At 45.4% G+C, this 18546-nt stretch carries 16 protein-coding genes; 6 read left to right on the top strand and 10 right to left on the bottom strand.

Going from position 1 to position 18546, the window contains the following annotated elements; all coding sequences use genetic code 11:
* Window positions 1-100: 100 nt before the first annotated feature.
* The 7 genes from B1L02_RS16585 to asnC form a co-directional block, all read right to left on the bottom strand.
* A complete protein-coding gene (locus tag B1L02_RS16585; RefSeq protein ID WP_088531909.1) occupies window positions 101-3208 on the bottom strand; it encodes an efflux RND transporter permease subunit in 3108 nt (1035 codons plus the stop codon).
* Window positions 3208-4308: an efflux RND transporter periplasmic adaptor subunit gene (locus tag B1L02_RS16580; RefSeq protein WP_088531908.1), complete on the bottom strand. Its 1101-nt coding sequence runs from the start codon at window positions 4306-4308 to the stop codon at window positions 3208-3210. The genes B1L02_RS16585 and B1L02_RS16580 overlap by 1 nt, the downstream gene beginning before the upstream one ends.
* 15 nt (window positions 4309-4323) lie before the next feature.
* The gene (locus tag B1L02_RS16575; protein ID WP_088531907.1) at window positions 4324-5049 is read right to left on the bottom strand and encodes a TetR/AcrR family transcriptional regulator; all 726 of its coding nucleotides are present in this window, start codon (window positions 5047-5049) and stop codon (window positions 4324-4326) included.
* Window positions 5050-5237: 188 nt separating this feature from the next.
* On the bottom strand, window positions 5238-5900 hold the full coding sequence (locus tag B1L02_RS16570) for an alpha/beta hydrolase (protein WP_088531906.1): 663 nt from the start codon (window positions 5898-5900) through the stop codon (window positions 5238-5240).
* Between the two features lie 446 nt (window positions 5901-6346).
* On the bottom strand, window positions 6347-8434 hold the full coding sequence (gene recG, locus B1L02_RS16565) for an ATP-dependent DNA helicase RecG (protein ID WP_088531905.1): 2088 nt from the start codon (window positions 8432-8434) through the stop codon (window positions 6347-6349).
* 28 nt (window positions 8435-8462) lie between these two features.
* A complete protein-coding gene (gene trmH, locus B1L02_RS16560; protein WP_088531904.1) occupies window positions 8463-9161 on the bottom strand; it encodes a tRNA (guanosine(18)-2'-O)-methyltransferase TrmH in 699 nt (232 codons plus the stop codon).
* Window positions 9162-9211: 50 nt separating this feature from the next.
* Window positions 9212-9670 carry a transcriptional regulator AsnC gene (gene asnC, locus B1L02_RS16555; protein ID WP_010374296.1) on the bottom strand — a complete coding sequence of 153 codons (459 nt, stop codon included), beginning with the start codon at window positions 9668-9670 and terminating at the stop codon, window positions 9212-9214.
* A gap of 161 nt (window positions 9671-9831) precedes the next feature.
* On the opposite strand from asnC, the gene asnA reads away from it, so the two are divergent.
* From asnA to B1L02_RS16520, 6 genes are all read left to right on the top strand, one after another.
* Window positions 9832-10827 carry an aspartate--ammonia ligase gene (asnA, locus tag B1L02_RS16550; protein ID WP_088531903.1) on the top strand — a complete coding sequence of 332 codons (996 nt, stop codon included), beginning with the start codon at window positions 9832-9834 and terminating at the stop codon, window positions 10825-10827.
* 1212 nt (window positions 10828-12039) lie between these two features.
* Complete coding sequence (gmk, locus tag B1L02_RS16540) at window positions 12040-12663, top strand: guanylate kinase (protein ID WP_088531901.1); 624 nt, start codon at window positions 12040-12042, stop codon at window positions 12661-12663.
* 87 nt (window positions 12664-12750) lie between these two features.
* Window positions 12751-13026 (top strand): DNA-directed RNA polymerase subunit omega, encoded by a 276-nt coding sequence (gene rpoZ / locus B1L02_RS16535; RefSeq protein WP_010374289.1) that lies wholly within the window; start codon window positions 12751-12753, stop codon window positions 13024-13026.
* Between the two features lie 247 nt (window positions 13027-13273).
* Window positions 13274-15376 carry a bifunctional GTP diphosphokinase/guanosine-3',5'-bis pyrophosphate 3'-pyrophosphohydrolase gene (gene spoT / locus B1L02_RS16530; protein WP_088531900.1) on the top strand — a complete coding sequence of 701 codons (2103 nt, stop codon included), beginning with the start codon at window positions 13274-13276 and terminating at the stop codon, window positions 15374-15376.
* A gap of 10 nt (window positions 15377-15386) precedes the next feature.
* Entirely contained in the window at window positions 15387-15779 is a 393-nt protein-coding gene (locus tag B1L02_RS16525) for a RidA family protein (protein ID WP_010374286.1), read from the top strand.
* Between the two features lie 123 nt (window positions 15780-15902).
* Window positions 15903-16493: a biliverdin-producing heme oxygenase gene (locus B1L02_RS16520; protein ID WP_088531899.1), complete on the top strand. Its 591-nt coding sequence runs from the start codon at window positions 15903-15905 to the stop codon at window positions 16491-16493.
* Window positions 16494-16564: 71 nt separating this feature from the next.
* Here the strand turns inward: B1L02_RS16520 and B1L02_RS16515 are convergent, their stop codons facing one another.
* The 3 genes from B1L02_RS16515 to B1L02_RS16500 form a co-directional block, all read right to left on the bottom strand.
* Window positions 16565-16789, bottom strand: coding sequence for a hypothetical protein (locus B1L02_RS16515; RefSeq protein WP_088531898.1), 225 nt, complete (start codon window positions 16787-16789; stop codon window positions 16565-16567).
* Between the two features lie 44 nt (window positions 16790-16833).
* Entirely contained in the window at window positions 16834-17520 is a 687-nt protein-coding gene (locus B1L02_RS16510) for a hypothetical protein (RefSeq protein ID WP_088531897.1), read from the bottom strand.
* Window positions 17521-18009: 489 nt separating this feature from the next.
* Complete coding sequence (locus tag B1L02_RS16500) at window positions 18010-18327, bottom strand: helix-turn-helix domain-containing protein (RefSeq protein ID WP_088531896.1); 318 nt, start codon at window positions 18325-18327, stop codon at window positions 18010-18012.
* Window positions 18328-18546: the final 219 nt, after the last annotated feature.

Below are 18546 nucleotides of genomic sequence, written 5' to 3'. Positions count from 1 at the left end.
ATAATTAAACCGAAGACAAAGTAGCCCTAAATCCTGATCTGAACCAATTAAAAGGACACTAAGTATGGCACTTAGTGTCCTTTTGGTTGTTAGCCAGTTATCACGTCATACTGACTTTGCCTACCAACTGCGCTTCTGGGTCGGTTTCAATGGTTTCGGCTTCGCCACGGTGATCGCTGGCTAGCTTTTCATAAAGTAGCGGTAAGACAATCAAAGTGAAGAAAGTACCGATGAGCATGCCTGCGACTAAGATAATACCTATGCTATTGCGCGCTTCTGCGCCTGCGCCGGTTACCAATACCAACGGGAAGTGACCAAGCACGGTTGCACCTGTAGTCATTAGGATGGGTCTTAGACGTGTGGCCGCAGCCCCTTTTACCGCCTCAAATTTCGATTTACCTTCAAGCTGTAAATGGTTCGCAAATTCAACAATCAAAATGCCATTTTTGGCTATTAAACCGATGAGCGTGATTAGGCCGATTTGGCTGTAGATGTTGACTGTCGTGAGTGATAAAAACGGTAGCATCAATGCACCTGCGAGTGCCAGCGGTGCGCAGCCGAGTAGTACTACGAGCGGATCTCTAAAGCTGTTGAACTGGATAGTCAGTAAGAAAAATACCACTATCATGGCAAACAGGAGTACGCCAACCATGGTGTTACCTTCTTTTCTTAGCTGTCTTGATTCACCTGCGTAGTCAATGGAGTAATGGCTCGGTAAGACGTCTGCCGCAATTTCTTCTACCTGTGTGAGCGCTTGCTCTTTGGTAATGTGCGGTAGTGTGCCTGCCAATATTCTAAACGAGTTTTGCTGATTGAATGAGCCAAGCACTCTAGGGCTTGTAAAGGTGCGCAAGGTAGCAAATGCTGAAATCGGAATAAGATCGCCAGCATCGGTTCTTACTTGCATATTGAGAATGTTCTCAGGATTGTATCTTTCGTCATTGCCCACAATTGGAATGACGCGGTAGGCTTTACCTTCTTTGTTGAAGTAGTTGGCAAAATTATTCGACATATAAATACTAAGTTGCTCGTTTACCGACGATAAGCTGAGGCCTAAGTCAGCAACTAGCTCTCGGTCGATTTCAAGCTCGGCTTGCGGCAAGTCGATTTTTAGGTCGGTATTGACGAACATAAAGCTGCCACTGGCGGTTGCCCGTTGAATAATCTCATCAGCGTACTGCTTCATCGCGGTTGGATCGTCACTGGCACGGAATACCACTTCGACGTCAAACTGCCCAGCGGTAGGAAGCGATGCCGGTAGAATAGGAAATAAACTTAGCCCAGTCACGCTGCCCAATCGGCCGTATAGATCGTACAGTAAGTCGTGTACTGAGTTTTCTCGCTCATCAAATGGTGCAAGCTCTACACCACCAAAACCTGCTGCCGCCGTAATAATCTGCCAAGTAAACTCAGCGCCTTCAGTGGCGTTCATGACCTCGGCTGTGTCATTCATTTTCGCTGAAGTGTAAGCTTGAGAAGACTCAGGTGGTGCTTCCACTACGACTTGGATACTGCTTTGATCTTCGATAGGGGCAAGCTCTTTTTGTGATAACAGGTAAAACGGCACCGACAATAAAGAGAATACGATAGCGACAAAAAAGACCTGTGGACGCCATTTAAACAAGGTATCGAGCGCACGAAAGTAGAACGCTTGTAATCGGTCAAAATAGCCATTGACCTTTTGCGTTAATTTACCTTCTTTACCGCCTTCGGGGTTAACGTAAGCACTCATGATAGGCGATAAGGTAATAGCAATCAGTCCAGAAATTAATACCGCAATGGCTAGGGTGAACGCGAACTCTCTGAATAAGAACCCTGTTAACCCTGTTAAAAATCCGATTGGCGCGTAGACCGCAGCAAGAGTCAGCGTCATGGCAATTATTGGGACGAGTAATTGACGTGAACTGATAAGCGCGGCTTGTAATCTGGGTTTGCCTTCGCGCATATGACGCGCAACGTTTTCAACCACCACGATTGCATCATCTACTACCAAACCAACAGAAAGCACGATAGCCAAAATGGTCAGTAAGTTGAGTGAAAAGCCCATTGCTGAGATCACCGCGATTGCGCCTAAAATCGAGATAGGAATGGTAACCAGCGGCACCATGGCGGTTCTAAACGAGCCCATCATCGCGAGTACAACAATGCCCACGAGTAGGACGGTTTCCCCAAGCGTGGTGAAGATTTCTTTTATGGAATCACGCATATAAAGCGTGCCATCGTAGCCAATTCTTAGATGCATGCCATCGGGTAAGATGGTATTTATCTCATCAATCTTTTTATACAGCGCATCACCAATATCGATTTCATTGGCGCCAGGTAATGCCCACACCGCTAAGAATACCGTATCGTGGTCATCAAGACGTGCGGTTACCATGCCTTCGGCCTCACCGAGTTCTACCGTGGCGATGTTACCAAGCTTAAGTTGCGTGCCATCGATTTCTTTTACCACTAGGTTGTTAAAATCGGCTACCGTTTTTAACGAAGTATTGGCCATCAGGTCGATGCGTTGCCTGTTATTTTCACTGTAACCTAAGGTGGCAATGGTGTTGTTTGCTTGTAGCGCGGCAAATACATCGCTAGCACTTACGCCATAGATAGCGAGTTTTTCGGTATCAAGCCAAATTCGCATAGCGGGATCGCGGCCACCTTCCAGTGTCACTTTTTGCACACCAGGAATATCAGACATAGAAGGGACAACATTACGGATCAAATAATCACTCACGTTATTACGTGGCAGACCCTGAGATTCCACATCGAGATAGAATACCGCATATGGGCTGTCGGCACGCACGATTTGAATGGCTGGATCTTCCGCTCCGCTGGGTAACTCAAACTTAATCTGGTTTAATCGGGTAGTTAGCTCAGCCAAGGCGTCGGTGGTACTGTGATTAAGCTCAAGCCAAGCGGTGACTTTGCTAAGTCCCGAGGTAGTTATCGAGTCTACATAGTCGACACCCGGGACAGTAGAGGCCACTCGCTCGATGGGTTCGGTAACATAGCCTTTAACAACGTCCGCCGCAGCGCCCGTATAGACAGTATTGATCACCAGTGAGGCACTTTCTATTTTTGGATATTGCTGCACCGATATATCTCGGGCGGCATTAAAACCCGCTAGCACAATAAGCAATGACACCACGATCGCCAGTACCGGCCGGTTAACAAAAATATCCATGATAGACGGCTTGTTTTCGTGTAATGCGCTCATTACTGGCCTCCGTTATTGCCATCAACAGCGGTAACCTGATCGGTATAAACCAGTAAGTTTTCTTGTAGCTTAAATGCGCCTTCAGCAGCAATAAACTCACCACCGCGCAGGCCAGATAAAACAAGTTGCTTATCGTTGACCTTATCGCCTAATGTGATTTTTACCGGTTTTGCTCGCCAATTTTGGCTGTCGTCCTTTTCAAGTACATAAACAAACTCGCCAAAGTGATTGCGCGTAATCGCATTGGTTGGCACTACCGCGGCGCTTACTACCTCGGTAGGTACGTTGACTAACACCATTTGATTGTGGCTGAGTGTGCCATCGCCGTTTTGTAGCTCAGCTCGATAACTTTGTTGGCGCGATGCGATATCGACCATTGGCATTTTGGCTGATACGCGAGCAGGTACTTGGCCGTTGGCATTAGAAATTGCCACGCTAACGTCTTCGCCTATATTAGGTTGTGGTAAGGTTTGTGGAATTTTGAAATCCACCCAAATGCTGTCGTCTAACCCAACCAAGAAAGTGATTTCGCTATTGGCATCAAGTAATTGGCCAACTTGATATTGTTCTAACCCCGTTTGGCCTGGGTAAGGTGCACGAATGGTTTTTTTCTCAATTAACGTGGTTAGTCGTTTTACGTCTGCCTGATTAATTGCCACCTCGGCTTCGGCTTTGTCTACTTCGTCTGGGCTAATACGTTTTTGTTCAAGTAGCTTAGCAACGCGTTGATAGGTTGATTTGGCAAGTTTTACCCGCGCTTTAGCAGCCTGCAAGTTAGCTTCATCGATACTGCTATCTAGGCGCAATAATACTTGATTCGCTTTGACTTGCGCGCCAGGCTTAAAGCCAACGTAAGTGATTAGGCCTGGATACTCGTTACTAATGGTGACGGTGCGCTTGGCATGGAGCTGACCTACAACCTTAACCGATTTTGTATGCTCAGTGGTTGATACATATGTGCTTTTGACCGAAGCCGAAGGTTCCGGAAAAGATTCCCCAAAGGCAATCGCTGCTTGGATTTGTGTAAACTTCACAAAACCAAGGCTGATAATAACGATGAGAATGATGAAAACGGCCATAAGCCAACGTTTGATGTTCATTGTGATTTCCTTAAGTTAACGAAGCTCGAGCGCTTGCAATTCTTTCTCTATGCGTACCAGAGAGTCTTGGGTGATAGGCTGTTGCCATGGATAACTGTTTAACAGCCGCACAGTACTGCGAATAACAGGATCATTAAGCTCAAGTGGTGCGAGCAACGACGCAGTACCTTCAACAATTTGCTTGGTTTGTTGTAGGCGTTGTACTTGTTCATAACCGACAGTGAGCGCCCAGCCCGTAATAATGATCTCTTCTATCATCTCATGGAGATTGGGTGCGGCTTGCAACTCACCCGCTTCAATGCCATCAATTAGCGCTTGTTTAAACACGTTTTCACAGCCACCACAGGATTCGATAATTTTATTGGTCCAAAACTCAGAAGCCCTTTTTATTACCGCCTCATTGGTAGAGTAGGACTGTAATTCATAATCAAAAGAGAAGCGTTTTAGCTTTTGTGGCGAAATAAGACACACCGCGAGCATGCGTTCTGGCGTGCTAAGTGGTAACGACAACACTTGCTTAAAAACATTGGATGTATGGGTAAAAGACTCATAGGCCAGCGCCATTACTAAGTCTTCTTTAGTCTGCACAAATTTATAGATTGAGCCCATAGACAATCCTGCAAGCAAAGAGACTTTTGCCATTGTAAAGTCAGTGACTGAAGACTCATTAATGCATTGTTCCGCAGCGTTTAAAATCATACGTTGCTGGGTTTCTTTATCATATTTAGGTGCCGGTGCCATCGTTTTTCCTTAGAGTTTGAATCTTATTCGAATGATATTCGAATAAGATTCAATTATAGAGAGCATTTTTAAAAGTGCAATAAGTAAACAGGGTATGGTTTGCTTTAAAATGGGATCTAAAGATATCAAGGGGAGGTGGAATGAAGGCGCTGTACGGCGTTCCTCTGAAAGAACGCCACGCTAATTGTTTAGTGATTTAAAATCCAGCTTTTAACGGGCTTTAACCACTCGTCTCTCGGAAGATAAAAAGCACCGTGTTCTTTTCCGGTTGAAATAGAAAACTCTGTAAAGCTTTTGAGGTTTGCAGAGCGTGCTTTCACAAAGTCGCAAGAACCCACTTGATCTGAGGTTTCGTAAACGGACAATACCTTGCCATAGAGCTGGATCTCGGTTTTACTTTTGATAAGCCCAGCGCAGCCCGCTAGTACCACGTAGTGAATGGCATCATTTTTTAATGCATCACTTGCCATTATCGTTAATGCACCACCACGAGAAAACCCCACGAGCGTAATGTTGCTGGCACCGACGCCCGCATCCAGTAAATTGCGGACCTTGCTAACCAGGGTTTTTGTATACGCTTCTGGTGCGACGCCTTTAGGTCGGTGCTCAGCAATTAGCGTATAGGCATCGTCTCTTAATGCTTGTTTGATGGCTGGAAAGTCATATTTACCCCAGCGCTTATGAATAGGTGTTTCATTATCACCTTCAACGATATAGCCATGAGAGTAAAAAACGTATTTGGCGGATGGATTAATCTGCTCTGGTACATCTGGGTAAACCGCTTTTGCAGAGGCGGTTGACGCCACACAAACGGCAAAGGAGATGCATGCAGCACGTAGTAAACGATTCATTTTTGAGTCTTTTTAGTTGATGTAGCGAGATGGTAGCCAAGCTTTGAGGAAAGAAGCAAGCGTAGCACGATGGGTTATTTTGTATGAGAGAGTTGTTGGCTTGTGGAAGCAGGCTTATTTTGTGGGAGCGAGTTCACCTCGCGATCTCTTAACCGCTCGCCGCATGAAGCGGCTCCTACCAGGGGATTCACCCTGTAGGAGCAAACCCATTTTGTGGGAGCGAGTTCACCTCGCGATCTCTTAACCGCTCGCCGCGTGAAGCGGCTCCTACCAGGGGATTCACCCTGTAGGAGCAAACCCATTTTGTGGGAGCGAGTTCACCTCGCGATCTTTTAACCGCTCGCCGCGTGAAGCGGCTCCTACCAGGGTATTCACCCTGTGGAAGCAGACCCATTTTGTGGGAGCGAGTTCACCTCGCGATCTTTATACCATTTGACGTTTAAGGCTTACGCCATTGCCAGCTCGCTCTTATCACCCATCCAGCGCCAGATGATAGGGTCAACAATATCATTGTGATTTTTAAGTACGGTAAACGCTAGGCTTCTCACTTGGGGTAATAAATGTTTATCACGGCTAAGATCGGCAATTTTTAGCTCTGCCAAACCCGTTTGTTTTGTACCAAGTACTTCACCGGGGCCGCGGATCTCAAGGTCGCGCTCAGCGATGACAAAGCCGTCGTTACTTTCTCGAAGAACCCCCAAACGCTTTTGCGCAGTGACCGACAGTGGTGCATGGTAAAGCAGTAAACAATGTGATGCGATTTGCCCGCGACCAACACGGCCCCGCAATTGGTGAAGTTGTGCCAGACCCAAGCGCTCAGGGTTTTCAATGATGATAAGGCTAGCGTTGGGTACATCCACGCCCACTTCAATCACGGTTGTGGCAACCAGCACATGGGTATGACCTTGTTTAAATTCGTCCATGATGGTCTGCTTTTCTTGTGCTTTCATGCGACCATGTACCAGCGCAATATTAAGTTCTGGCAAGGCTTCGGCAAGTGCTTTGGCGGTGTCTTCTGCGGCCTGGCATTGTAACGCCTCCGACTCATCTATCAGCGTACATACCCAGTAAACTTGACGCTTATCTTCAACACAGGCCTTTTGTACTTTTTTGATCACTTCATTGCGTCTGGTGTCTGGCACGGCGACAGTTGTGATTGGTGTTCTGCCCGGTGGTAGCTCGTCGATAATTGAGGTTTCAAGATCTGCATAGGCCGTCATTGCCAAGGTTCTCGGGATTGGGGTTGCAGTCATCACCAGCTGATGCGGATAGCAATCGCCAAACTTTCCCTTTTCTCTCAGCGCTAGGCGCTGATGCACACCAAAACGATGTTGTTCGTCGATAATGATAAGCGCAAGGTTAGAAAACTGTACTTGCTCTTGGAATAGCGCATGGGTGCCGACCACCATCTGTGCTTGCCCTGAAGCAATACGCTCAAGCGCATGAGTGCGTTCCTTACCTTTGGTTTTACCACCCAGCCATACGGTTTCTATGCCCATAGGTTCAAACCAATTAAGGAAGTTGATGCCGTGTTGCTCGGATAGGATCTCAGTGGGTGCCATCAGTGCTACTTGGTAACCCTGCGCGATAGCCGTTAACGCGCTAAGCGCTGCCACAAGCGTTTTTCCTGAGCCAACATCCCCTTGCACCAATCGCATCATGGGGTAGGGATGTTGTAAATCGCCTTTGATCTCTGCCACTACTCGACTTTGGGCATTGGTGGGGGCAAATGGCAAAGCTGACAAAAACTGGGCTTCAAGTGGGTTGGTGGGCGGTAGTGCAACCGCTTTTACCGCTTGGCCTTTTTGCCTAAGCTTAAGCAAGCTGAGGTTTTGCGCCAATAACTCTTCAAACGCCAAACGTGCTTGCGCGGGATGTTGCCCTAGCTCTAATTGCGCTAAATCCACTTCCTGTGGTGGACGGTGGAGTAATAACAGCGCCTCTTTTACGCTTTGCTGCGATGGCCGATATTGCGCTGGTAAATAGTCTGGTACATCATATTTGCGCAGTAACTCAACGGCTTGATCGGCAATTGCCCGAATGCTCAGTTGCTTTAATCCTTCGGTGGTAGGATAAACTGGCGTAAGCGTCGCAAGACTCGGATCGCTCGGTGCAGAGCGGGTCTCTTTGATGCTGTATTCTGGATGCGCCATTTCAAAGCCATAGTGACCACGGCGAACCTCACCAAAACAGCGGATCACTTTGCCCGCTTGCATGGCATTTTTTTGTGCTGCATTAAAGTTGAAAAAGCGCAGCGCGATCCGCCCCGTTCCATCACTAACATAACACACCAACATGCGGCGTTTGCCTTGCGTGATTTCGCTGCGTTCAATCTCGGCTTCAATACTGACATGGCTATGCGCTTGCAGCTCGCAGATTGGATAGGTACGCGCACGGTCTTCGTAGCGCAGCGGAAGGTGAAATAACATGTCTTGCACCGATTGAATGCCAAGTTTGGCCAAACGCTCGGCCGCTTTTGGGCCTACGCCTTTTAATTCGGTGATTGGATAAGTGGCCAAATTTGGTGTCGACATGCTAATCCTCTAGCGCGATCCGCGTTATTTATTTTTTCTGCGTAAACTTAAGAATGTCCCAAAAAGCGTCGTCTGCAACAATTTCACCGTGCTCATCAAGTGCAGGGTAAGGTAGCCCTTTTTCGCGACAGCGGGTTGCAATGATTGGATGACATCCTTCAAATAATAACTTATGTTTTATCACAGGATCCATCATATCTGTACGTTTGTACAGTCCAGCTGCATCTCTTTGGCGCTGCGCTTCGTATAAAATAAGCGCTGCAGCAACAGACACGTTGAGTGATTGCACCATACCTTGCATTGGGATCACGATGTGCTGATCCGCATGCTCAAGTGCGCGCTCTGAGATCCCTAGACGCTCTTGACCAACAATAATTGCGGTAGGTTTAGTGTAATCAATTTCACGAAAATCAACGGCGCTATCGCTAAGATTGGTTGCTAATAATTGTACACCTGGGTTTTGTTCACGAATTGTCGCAACAGCGTGGTCGATATGCTCATGCATATGGGTTTCAACCCAGTTTTTGCTGCCGCCAGAGGTATTGTTTGTTAACCGTCTTTGATCTTGTGGCCATACTGCGTGTACGTGGTGACAGCCAACCGCATCTGCGGTACGCACAATCGCTGACAGATTATGATGCTTATGCACTTCATCTAGGCACACTGTGAGGTCGGTTTGGCGTCTATCTAATACGCTTTTTACACGATGGAATCTATTCTCAGCCATCTACTTACTACTCTAATCAAAAAATTCCCGCGATTATAACAAAAAAGAAGCTAGGGCATAACGGTGCGCTGAATTGGGTTTTGCAGTGAGATTAGTGTTTCGGTTGACTGGATAGACTCAATGGTCTGCACTTTATTAATAAGCACATCCTGAAGGTGGTCGATAGAGCGCGCCATCACTTTGATAAAAATGCTGTAATTGCCCGTGGTGTAGTAGGCTTCAACAACTTCTTCAAATTCCTTTAAACGTGCAATGGCTCCCGGGTAGTCGCCAGCGTGTTTTAAGTTTATTCCGATAAAACAGCAGACATCATAACCAAGTCGTTTGGCATTAATGCTCACTTGAGTCCCTTCAATGATCCCCGCTTGCTTCATTTTTTCGACCCGAACATGGATGGTACCGGCGCTAACAGCAAATCTTTTTGCTAATTCCGCGTAGGGCGTTCGTGCATTTTCTTTTAAAGCGTGAAGGATGGATCTATCCAGATTGTCGATCTCATAATTTTCCATGTAAATACCCATTAACAATTATCGTTTATATAAAATTTATAGCATATTTTTGATGAAAATAATTGTGTAAAGGTGTTTTTGTTGAGGGTTATTGATGTTTGTGTCTATTTCTTTAAATATAGACTCAACAAAACGACAAATTCGGGAATGAGGACCTAAACATGTTGAGCAAGTATCAAGAGACACAAAAACAGATAGCACGAGTAAAACAAGTATTTTCAGCACAGCTAACCGAGCAATTGGGTTTAGTTGAAGTACAAGCGCCTATTTTGGCGCGTTTGGGCGACGGTATTCAAGACAACCTAAGTGGCCACGAGCAGGCGGTACAGGTAAAAGTGAAAACGCTACCGGACGCACAGTTTGAGGTAGTGCATTCACTTGCTAAGTGGAAGCGCAAAACACTAGGCGATTATGGTTTTGCTAAAGGTGAAGGCCTCTACACGCACATGAAAGCACTACGTCCTGACGAAGATAAGCTATCGCCAATCCATTCTGTCTATGTGGATCAGTGGGACTGGGAAAAGGTGATTTGCGAAAATAGCGAACGTTCGCTGGCAAAACTAAAAGAAACGGTAGAAACTCTTTATCGCTCAATTAAAGCGACGGAAAAAATGGTTGAAGAAGAGTTTGGTATTGCGGCATTTCTCCCTGAAAAAATTACTTTTGTACACAGTGAAGAATTACGCACTATGTACCCAGATTTTACTGCCAAGCAACGTGAAAAAGCGATTGCCCAAGAATATGGCGCGGTATTTTTAATTGGTATTGGTGGTGAGCTTGGTGACGGTAAAATTCATGACGTTCGCGCGCCGGATTATGACGATTGGTCAACGCCAACGTGCGACAAATACCAAGGGCTTAACGGTGATATTTTGGTGTGGAACCCAGTGCTAGAAGACGCATTTGAAATTTCGTCAATGGGCATTCGTGTTTGTCCTGATTCGCTTGCAAGGCAGCTTAAATTAACCGATGACGAAGCACGCTTGAGTTTAGATTGGCACCAACAGTTAGTAGCGGGTGAGTTACCACAAACCATAGGGGGTGGTATTGGCCAATCGCGTTTAGTGATGTTGCTGTTACAAAAACAGCACATTGGTCAGGTACAAGTGGGGGTATGGCCTGAGGAAGTACGCAGTAGCGTAGCTGATTTGCTTTAAACAGATCGCGAGGTGAACTCGCTCCTACAGGGTGAATGCCTCGGTAGGAGATGCTTTACGCGGCGAGCGGTTAAAAGATCGCGAGGTGAACTCGCTCCTACAGGGTGAATGTTTTGGTCGGAGCCTTTGTACGCGCGAGCGGTTAAAAGATCGCGAGGTGAACTCGCTCCCACAGGGGAATGTCTTGGTCGGAGCCGTTGTACGCGGTGAGCTGTTAAGAGATCACGAGGTGAACTCGCTCCCACAGGGGAATGTTTTGGTCGGAGCCATTGTACGCGGCGAGCGGTTAAAAGATCGCGAGGTGAACTCGCTCCTACAGGGTGAATGTTTTGGTCGGAGCCTTTGTACGCGGCGAGCGGTTAAAAGATCGCGAGGTGAACTCGCTCCCACAGGGGAATGTTTTGGTCGGAGCCGTTGTACGCGGTGAGCTGTTAAGAGATCACGAGGTGAACTCGCTCCCACAGGGGAATGTTTTGGTCGGAGCCGTTGTACGCGGCGAGCTGTTAAAAGATCGCGAGGTGAACTCGCTCCCACAGGGGAATGTTTTGGTCGGAGCCTTTGTACGCGCGAGCGGTTAAAAGATCACAAGGTGAACTCGTTCCTACTGGGTGAATGCCTCGGTAGGGGCTGCTTCACGCGGCGAGCTGTTAAAAGATCACGAGGTGAACTCGCTCCTACGGGGAGAATGTCTTGGTCGGAGCCGTTGTACGCGGTGAGCTGTTAAGAGATCACGAGGTGAACTCGCTCCCACAGGGGAATGTTTTGGTCGGAGCCGTTGTACGCGGCGAGCTGTTAAGAGATCGCGAGGTGAACTCGTTCCTACTGGGTGAATGCCTCGGTAGGAACTGCTTCACGCGGCGAGCTGTTAAGAGATCACGAGGTGAACTCGCTCCTACTGGGGGAATGTTTTGGTCGGAGCCGCTTCACGCGGCGAGCTGTTAAGAGACCACGAGGTGAACTCGCTCCTACAGGGAGAATGTTTTGGTCGGAGCCGTTGTACGGGGCAAAATAACACTCTGTTTTAGAGGAATAAATTTAGCGCGGTGGTAGGTTTCTGGGTTACTCACTACGCTGGGTCTATTCCTCGATTTTTCCTTATCCTAATCCTTAGTGTATTCTTATACGTTACTCGGTATAATGCCCGCTTTTAGCATTGCGGCAGACTTGAGTAAACCAATACCACTCGGCCGGTACTTATTGTTGAGAATGACTATGACATCACCTACACGCGGTAATCTGTTTATCCTTTCTGCGCCTTCTGGAGCAGGTAAATCAAGTTTAATCAAAGCATTACTGGAAAAGCACGACGACATTAACGTGTCGGTGTCTCACACTACGCGTGCACCTCGTCCTGGCGAAGAAAACGGCGTACATTACCATTTTGTCTCCGTTGATCAGTTTAAGCAGTTGATCGATAAAGGCGACTTCTTTGAATGGGCGCAGGTATTTGAAAATTACTATGGCACTTCGAAGCAAGCAATTGAAGATCAGCTCGCCGCGGGCATTGATGTGTTTTTAGATATCGACTGGCAAGGCGCGCGTCAGGTGCGTGAGTTGATCCCTGAAGTAAAGACCATCTTTATTTTACCTCCTTCAACTGCGGAGCTAGAAAAGCGTTTAAATAGTCGCGGTCAAGACTCTCAGGAAGTCATCGCAGGGCGCATGGCTGAAGCGAAATCGGAAAGCTCACACTACGACGAGTTTGACTATATTCTTGTCAATGACGACTTTGAGCAAACATGTGGTGAGCTTGAGCATATTGTTATTGCCGCAAGACTTGAGCAAAAAGCACAGTCTATCCGTCATCAAGCACTTATTACTGACTTGCTAAAATAATTACTTTTTAACCATCAATACTTGGCGAAAGGCTAGACATACAGTAAACTAGCCTTTTGCATAATGAACTGAATTTGGAGTGCTTCGATGGCTCGCGTAACTGTAGAAGATGCAGTAGATAAAATTGGTAACCGCTTTGACTTGATTTTAGTAGCAGCGCGTCGCGCTCGCCAAATTTCTGTAGGCGGTAAAGATCCTATGGTTGATGCTGAAAACGACAAGCCAACCGTAATCGCGCTACGTGAAATTGAGCAAGGTTTTGTAACCACTGACTCGCTTGATATTATCGACCGTGAAGAGCAGCAACACCAAGAAGCTGCAGAGCTTGCGGCAGTAGCTGCAATCGTTGGTGGCAATCGCTAATCCAACCACAGTCTAGATTCAATAATGCCAGCTTTTTTGCTGGCATTATTGTTTTATACCAATCTGTCTTAATACAATTGGTATAATAACCAGCAAATTACACGAGCTGTAACGCCTTTAACTTCCTAACAAGTGGCATAAATTGTTCATTGGCAAGGCTGGTGTTTCATCGTATATTCTTAAGTAACTAGCTTGTAACCTATTTTATACTCGCCGAGTATAGCTTCTCTGAAACATTGGAGTGTGAATGTATCTGTTTGAAGGCCTCAAAAAGAAAATCTCAGAATATTTGTCACCAGAAGACGTCGATTTGGTGCAAAAAGCCTATGTCGTGGCCCGTGAGGCACACGAGGGACAGACGCGCTCTAGCGGTGAGCCTTATATCACTCACCCAGTAGAAGTAACCCAGATCCTTGCGAGCATGAGGCTTGATCATGAAACCCTCATGGCTGCGCTTATGCACGATGTTATTGAAGATACTGACTTTAGCCAAGACGACTTAGCGGAGATCTTTGGCGATACGGTCGCTGAGCTGGTGGAAGGGGTGTCAAAGCTTGACAAGCTAAGCTTCAAAGATAAAAAAGAGTTCCAAGCCGAAAACTATCGCAAGATGATCATGGCGATGACGCAGGATATTCGTGTCATCCTTATTAAACTTGCAGACAGAACGCACAATATGCGAACGCTTGGTGCTTTGCGTCCTGACAAGCGCCGTAGAATTGCCCGCGAAACACTAGAGATTTATGCACCAATCGCAAACCGCCTTGGTATTCATGACATTAAAAATGAGTTAGAAGATCTCGGGTTTCAGGCGTTATACCCGATGCGCTATCGTGCACTACGTTCTGAAGTCGCAAAAGCGCGTGGTAATCGTAAAGAGGTGATCAGCAATATTCAGTCTGAAATTGAATCTAGATTGGAAGAAGCAGGTATTGAAGGCTCTGTAAAAGGCCGTGAAAAGCACTTATATAGCATTTATCGCAAGATGCTGAATAAAGAGTTGATGTTTAACGAGGTGATGGACATTTACGCCTTTAGGATCAATGTCGACAATCTGGATACTTGCTATCGTGTGCTAGGCGTTGCGCATAATTTATATAAGCCAATCGAAACTCGCTTTAAAGACTATATTGCTGTGCCGAAAACTAACGGTTACCAGTCGCTGCATACGTCACTGGTTGGCCCGCATGGCATTCCGGTAGAAATCCAAATTCGCACTCATGATATGGATCATATGGCGGATAAAGGGGTAGCAGCGCACTGGATGTATAAAAAGTCAGGTGATAATGCCGGTCACACCGCGCAGCAGCGTGCTCGTCAGTGGATGCAGAGCTTGCTTGAACTACAGCAAAGTGCAGGCTCGTCTTTTGAATTTGTTGAAAACGTTAAAACCGAATTATTCCCAGAAGAGATTTACGTCTTTACGCCAGATGGCCGCATTGTCGAGTTACCGATGGGCGCAACGGCGGTAGACTTTGCCTATGCCGTGCATACCGATGTGGGTAATACTTGTGTAGGTGCTCGTGTAAACCGTAAACCTTATCCGCTGAGTAAAGCACTGGATACCGGTCAAACGATCGAAGTTATTACCAGCTCAGGTGCACACCCTAATGCGACTTGGCTGAACTTTGTGGTAACAGGTAAAGCACGTCTTGGGATCCGCAATTACCTTAAGAGCCAACAAGAAGAAGAAGCGATCCAACTAGGCCGTCGTCTGCTCGACTCGGCACTGGGTGAGTATAAGCTAGACGATATTGCCCAAGAGCAAATCGACAACGTACTTGAAGAGCATAACCTCAATACCTTGTTGGAGCTGCTGGTTGAGATTGGCTGTGGCAATATCATGAGCGTATTGATAGCGAAGCGTTTACTGCAAGATGATAATGCGGTAGAAGATATTGCTAAACGTGCAAAAGCCGCGATAATCGGAACGGAAGGCATGTTGGTAACCTATGCTAAATGTTGTCGTCCGGTGCCGGGTGACGCTATCACAGCATATATGAGCCAAGGCAAAGGCCTAATGGTTCACCGCCAAGAATGTAAAAATATTAAGGGTTGGCGCAACGAGCGTTCGAAGTACTTCGTCGTGAAGTGGGAAGACAACCCAGAGAAAGAATATATAGCGGCGCTGCGTGTGGAAATTATTAACCACCAAGGTGCGTTGGCTAAATTAACCAATGTGGTTGCGACGACCCAAGCTAACATTGTCGAAATCGCAACGGACGAAAAAGAAAGTAATTTATACGTGATTGATCTAGGTATTACCGTGAAAAACCGAATTCATGTCGCTGATATTATGCGCCGAATTCGAGTGATGCCAGATGTACAACGCGTGTATCGTAAAAAATAAAGGAACATTAATGAACAAAGCAATTATTTCAACAGATAAAGCGCCAGCAGCAATTGGCACTTACAACCAAGCGGTAAAAGTTGGTACTGCGGTCTATTTATCTGGCCAAATTCCATTGGTACCAGAGACAATGGAATTTATTTCTGAAGATTTTGCAGAGCAAACGCACCAAGTGTTCAAAAACCTTATCGCAGTATGTGAAGAGGCGGGTGGCGAGTTGCAAGATATGGTTAAGGTTAATATCTTCCTCACTGATCTGAGTAACTTTGCAACGGTAAACGAGATCATGGCTCAGTATTTTAGAAAGCCATACCCAGCTCGTGCTGCAATTGGTGTAAAAGAACTACCAAAAGGCGCGCAAGTTGAGATTGATGGCATTATGGAGTTGCCTTCAACTAACTAACCTCAGGTTAACTAATTGTTAGATATATTTCTTCGCTCCAGTGTCAATCGCTGGAGCGGCTTTTCATAAAGCCAACACAGTCCATTCATTTTCCCCTCGCTTTACAATTTTACAGGAATTCCCATGACAGCAGCCAGCGCACTTACTAGCCGTGCATTGAAATTAAAAGCAGGTACCGCTGATCTTCACGATCGTATTGATAACAGCATTATGGCAAAAGACCCATTTGCCAGTATTGAAAGCTATCTTCAGTTTTTGACTCTTCAATATGTGTTTCTTAAAGATGTCGCTGCATTATATGAGCACCGTGAACTCTCAATGCATATTGACGATCTCAAATCGCGTCGACGACTTGGGTTGTTGGAGCAGGACTTTGCTGACTTACAGCACACATTACCTGTGCCGTCTTTGTCGCCTTCTATCACAACTTCAACTGAGTTTGCCACTGCTTTGGGAGCGCTTTATGTCGTTGAAGGCTCTAAGGTCGGGGCCGCGATGCTTGGGCGTCAAGTGCAGGCGCGTTTGCCCGTCACAGGTGAGTATGGGGCGCGTTACTTAGCAGGCCCAGGTGCCGGGCGCGGCAGTGCGTGGCGTCACTTAATTCAATTTATCGATACGGTTGAGTTAACCTGTGCACAAGAAGATGCATTGATCACCGGCGCTCGTCAGGCCTTTATGCGTTTTCAGCAGTATCAAGCAGAGGTCTATGCTTAATACAATTGGTATAAGTTGAATGGAGAATAATAGGGTTGTTGTCGCGACATAGCATCGCGACAGATGAGTGACTAGCACATATTGGTTGGGCAATCACAATGTAATGTATTTGGCTCAGGAACACACGCTAACGCCTTTGATGGGCAAACCATCGTTGGGCCATCGGTGTCACAGTTTAAGTCGCGACTACAATAGTAGGAGCAACCACCGCCAATTTCACGGGTCTTGTTATTATCCAAAATTAGCTGACTACCTGCTAATGACTTCAGTTGCTTTTTGTTCAGTTTTAAATCCATCGTTTATTCCTTCAATTGATTTAGGGTAAAAGCAGCACAGATCACTATGACCTATGCTGTGGCTCGGATTTTTTAAGCGTTAAGTCTTCTTCACTTTCTTTAATTGGTGCAGGACGAAAACGTTCAACGTAAACTGTTGCTAGGAGTACAGTAACAACCGCTGCAAGCAAAATTGCTTTAGCATACGGATAACTTTGATATATCCAATTCCAACTCCAAAATGGCTTAGCAGTTTCCTCTGCAATACCAAATATATAGTCCATATTGCGAATTAAGTTTTCAATGAATGCGCTAATATCTACGATCATGAAAAGGAAATAAATTCCAACCAACAGAATATCTGCATGAGTCATATAAATGAACTCTCGCTTCTCGGGCAAGAATTTGTTTATAAAGATCATGGATAGTCTAGTTCTATTTTTAAAGTAGTAAAATAGCATTAGATCGGTGAAAAAGTGCAGTAAAAATATCAAAGAGTTTACAAAATAAGCAGGTCTTTCTGGGAAAAACCTTTCGGTGATCAACGAATATGAGAAGAACTCAAAAGAAATAACTAACACCAAGCCCATGGAGATATGCTTGATATTCTCTTGTGCTTTGAAAAAGAATGAAAATACTAAGGTAGTAACAATGATATAAACATATGCATATTCTTCAAAGCTAATTTGAATATGTGAAATAAGAAACCATGTTACTACTGCTAACAAGGCAAAGTGCCAAGTTTTAATCATTTAACTTTCCTTGATCCTGAAGGTAGAAAATTAATATCAGAGGAAGACACTGATGAGCCCCTAGGATCATCCTTGATGACACCTAGACTGCCGCCACAAACTCGTTTATTTTCAGCCTTTGATAGTGCTCTTACTTTCATTGTCTTTGTCATACCTTTCTGATTTACATATATCATATTCTATTCCTTATAGGTTTTTGCAGTGGTTAAAGTCATTAATACTGTACTCTGAAACTCACCTATTGAGAATATTTTGTAAAGTTAAAGTAATTTATATACCTAGTTTTGGATCTATTACAGTTCCACCATGGGAAGCTATAGAGAAAGTTCGAGGGTCATGTTTAACCACGCCTAGGCTGCCACCTTTAATGGACTTTACACTGTATATTGGTAACTTTTTGATTTTTATTACCTTATGAAGTCTTTTTTGCATTAAAAATTTCATTATTTTTATCCTTTTGCAGCTCAAATCAGCTGATAACATGACTACTTACTCTTTCACTTTCTTTGCATCAGGAGGGGTTGGGCTTTTACGTCTTAATTGTGTATCACTAATCAAGCTCCGTAGCGCTTGAAACTGTTTAATGATGGGAGAAAGGTCAATATCACAGTACCTACACCAAACTTGAAAGTGATCCCAAGGTATACGGCTTACACCATTTTCATAGTTTTCGTAGGTTTGGCGGCTAATACCCACAAGATCGGCCATTTGCTGCGTGGTTTTTTGGGCAGCAAGGCGCATTCTTCTGAGGTCGTCACCGTTATATTTAAAATAGGGATTGCCCACCAATTTAGTCCTTTCTTGCATGGGGAGTCTGCTCAGTGCCACCCAAGTTATTTTTATGTGTAATCTTTGTTAATTTGTAATTGTAATCAATAAAAATGTTTCTGCAAGAGGAAATTTAATTAGTAAGATTTGAAAGTGGCGCTTAAAAATACACTTATACTTTTCACTTTATTTTCATCATTTTAATAGAAAAATGGGTTCGACAAGATTTTTTTGCGAGGCTTTTGTTACTTTAGTGTG

Source organism: Pseudoalteromonas piscicida (assembly GCF_002208135.1).
In the GTDB taxonomy this organism is placed as follows: domain Bacteria; phylum Pseudomonadota; class Gammaproteobacteria; order Enterobacterales; family Alteromonadaceae; genus Pseudoalteromonas; species Pseudoalteromonas piscicida_A.
The sequence above is the reverse complement of the archived record's forward strand: the minus strand, read 5'-3'. Positions and strand labels throughout refer to the sequence as shown.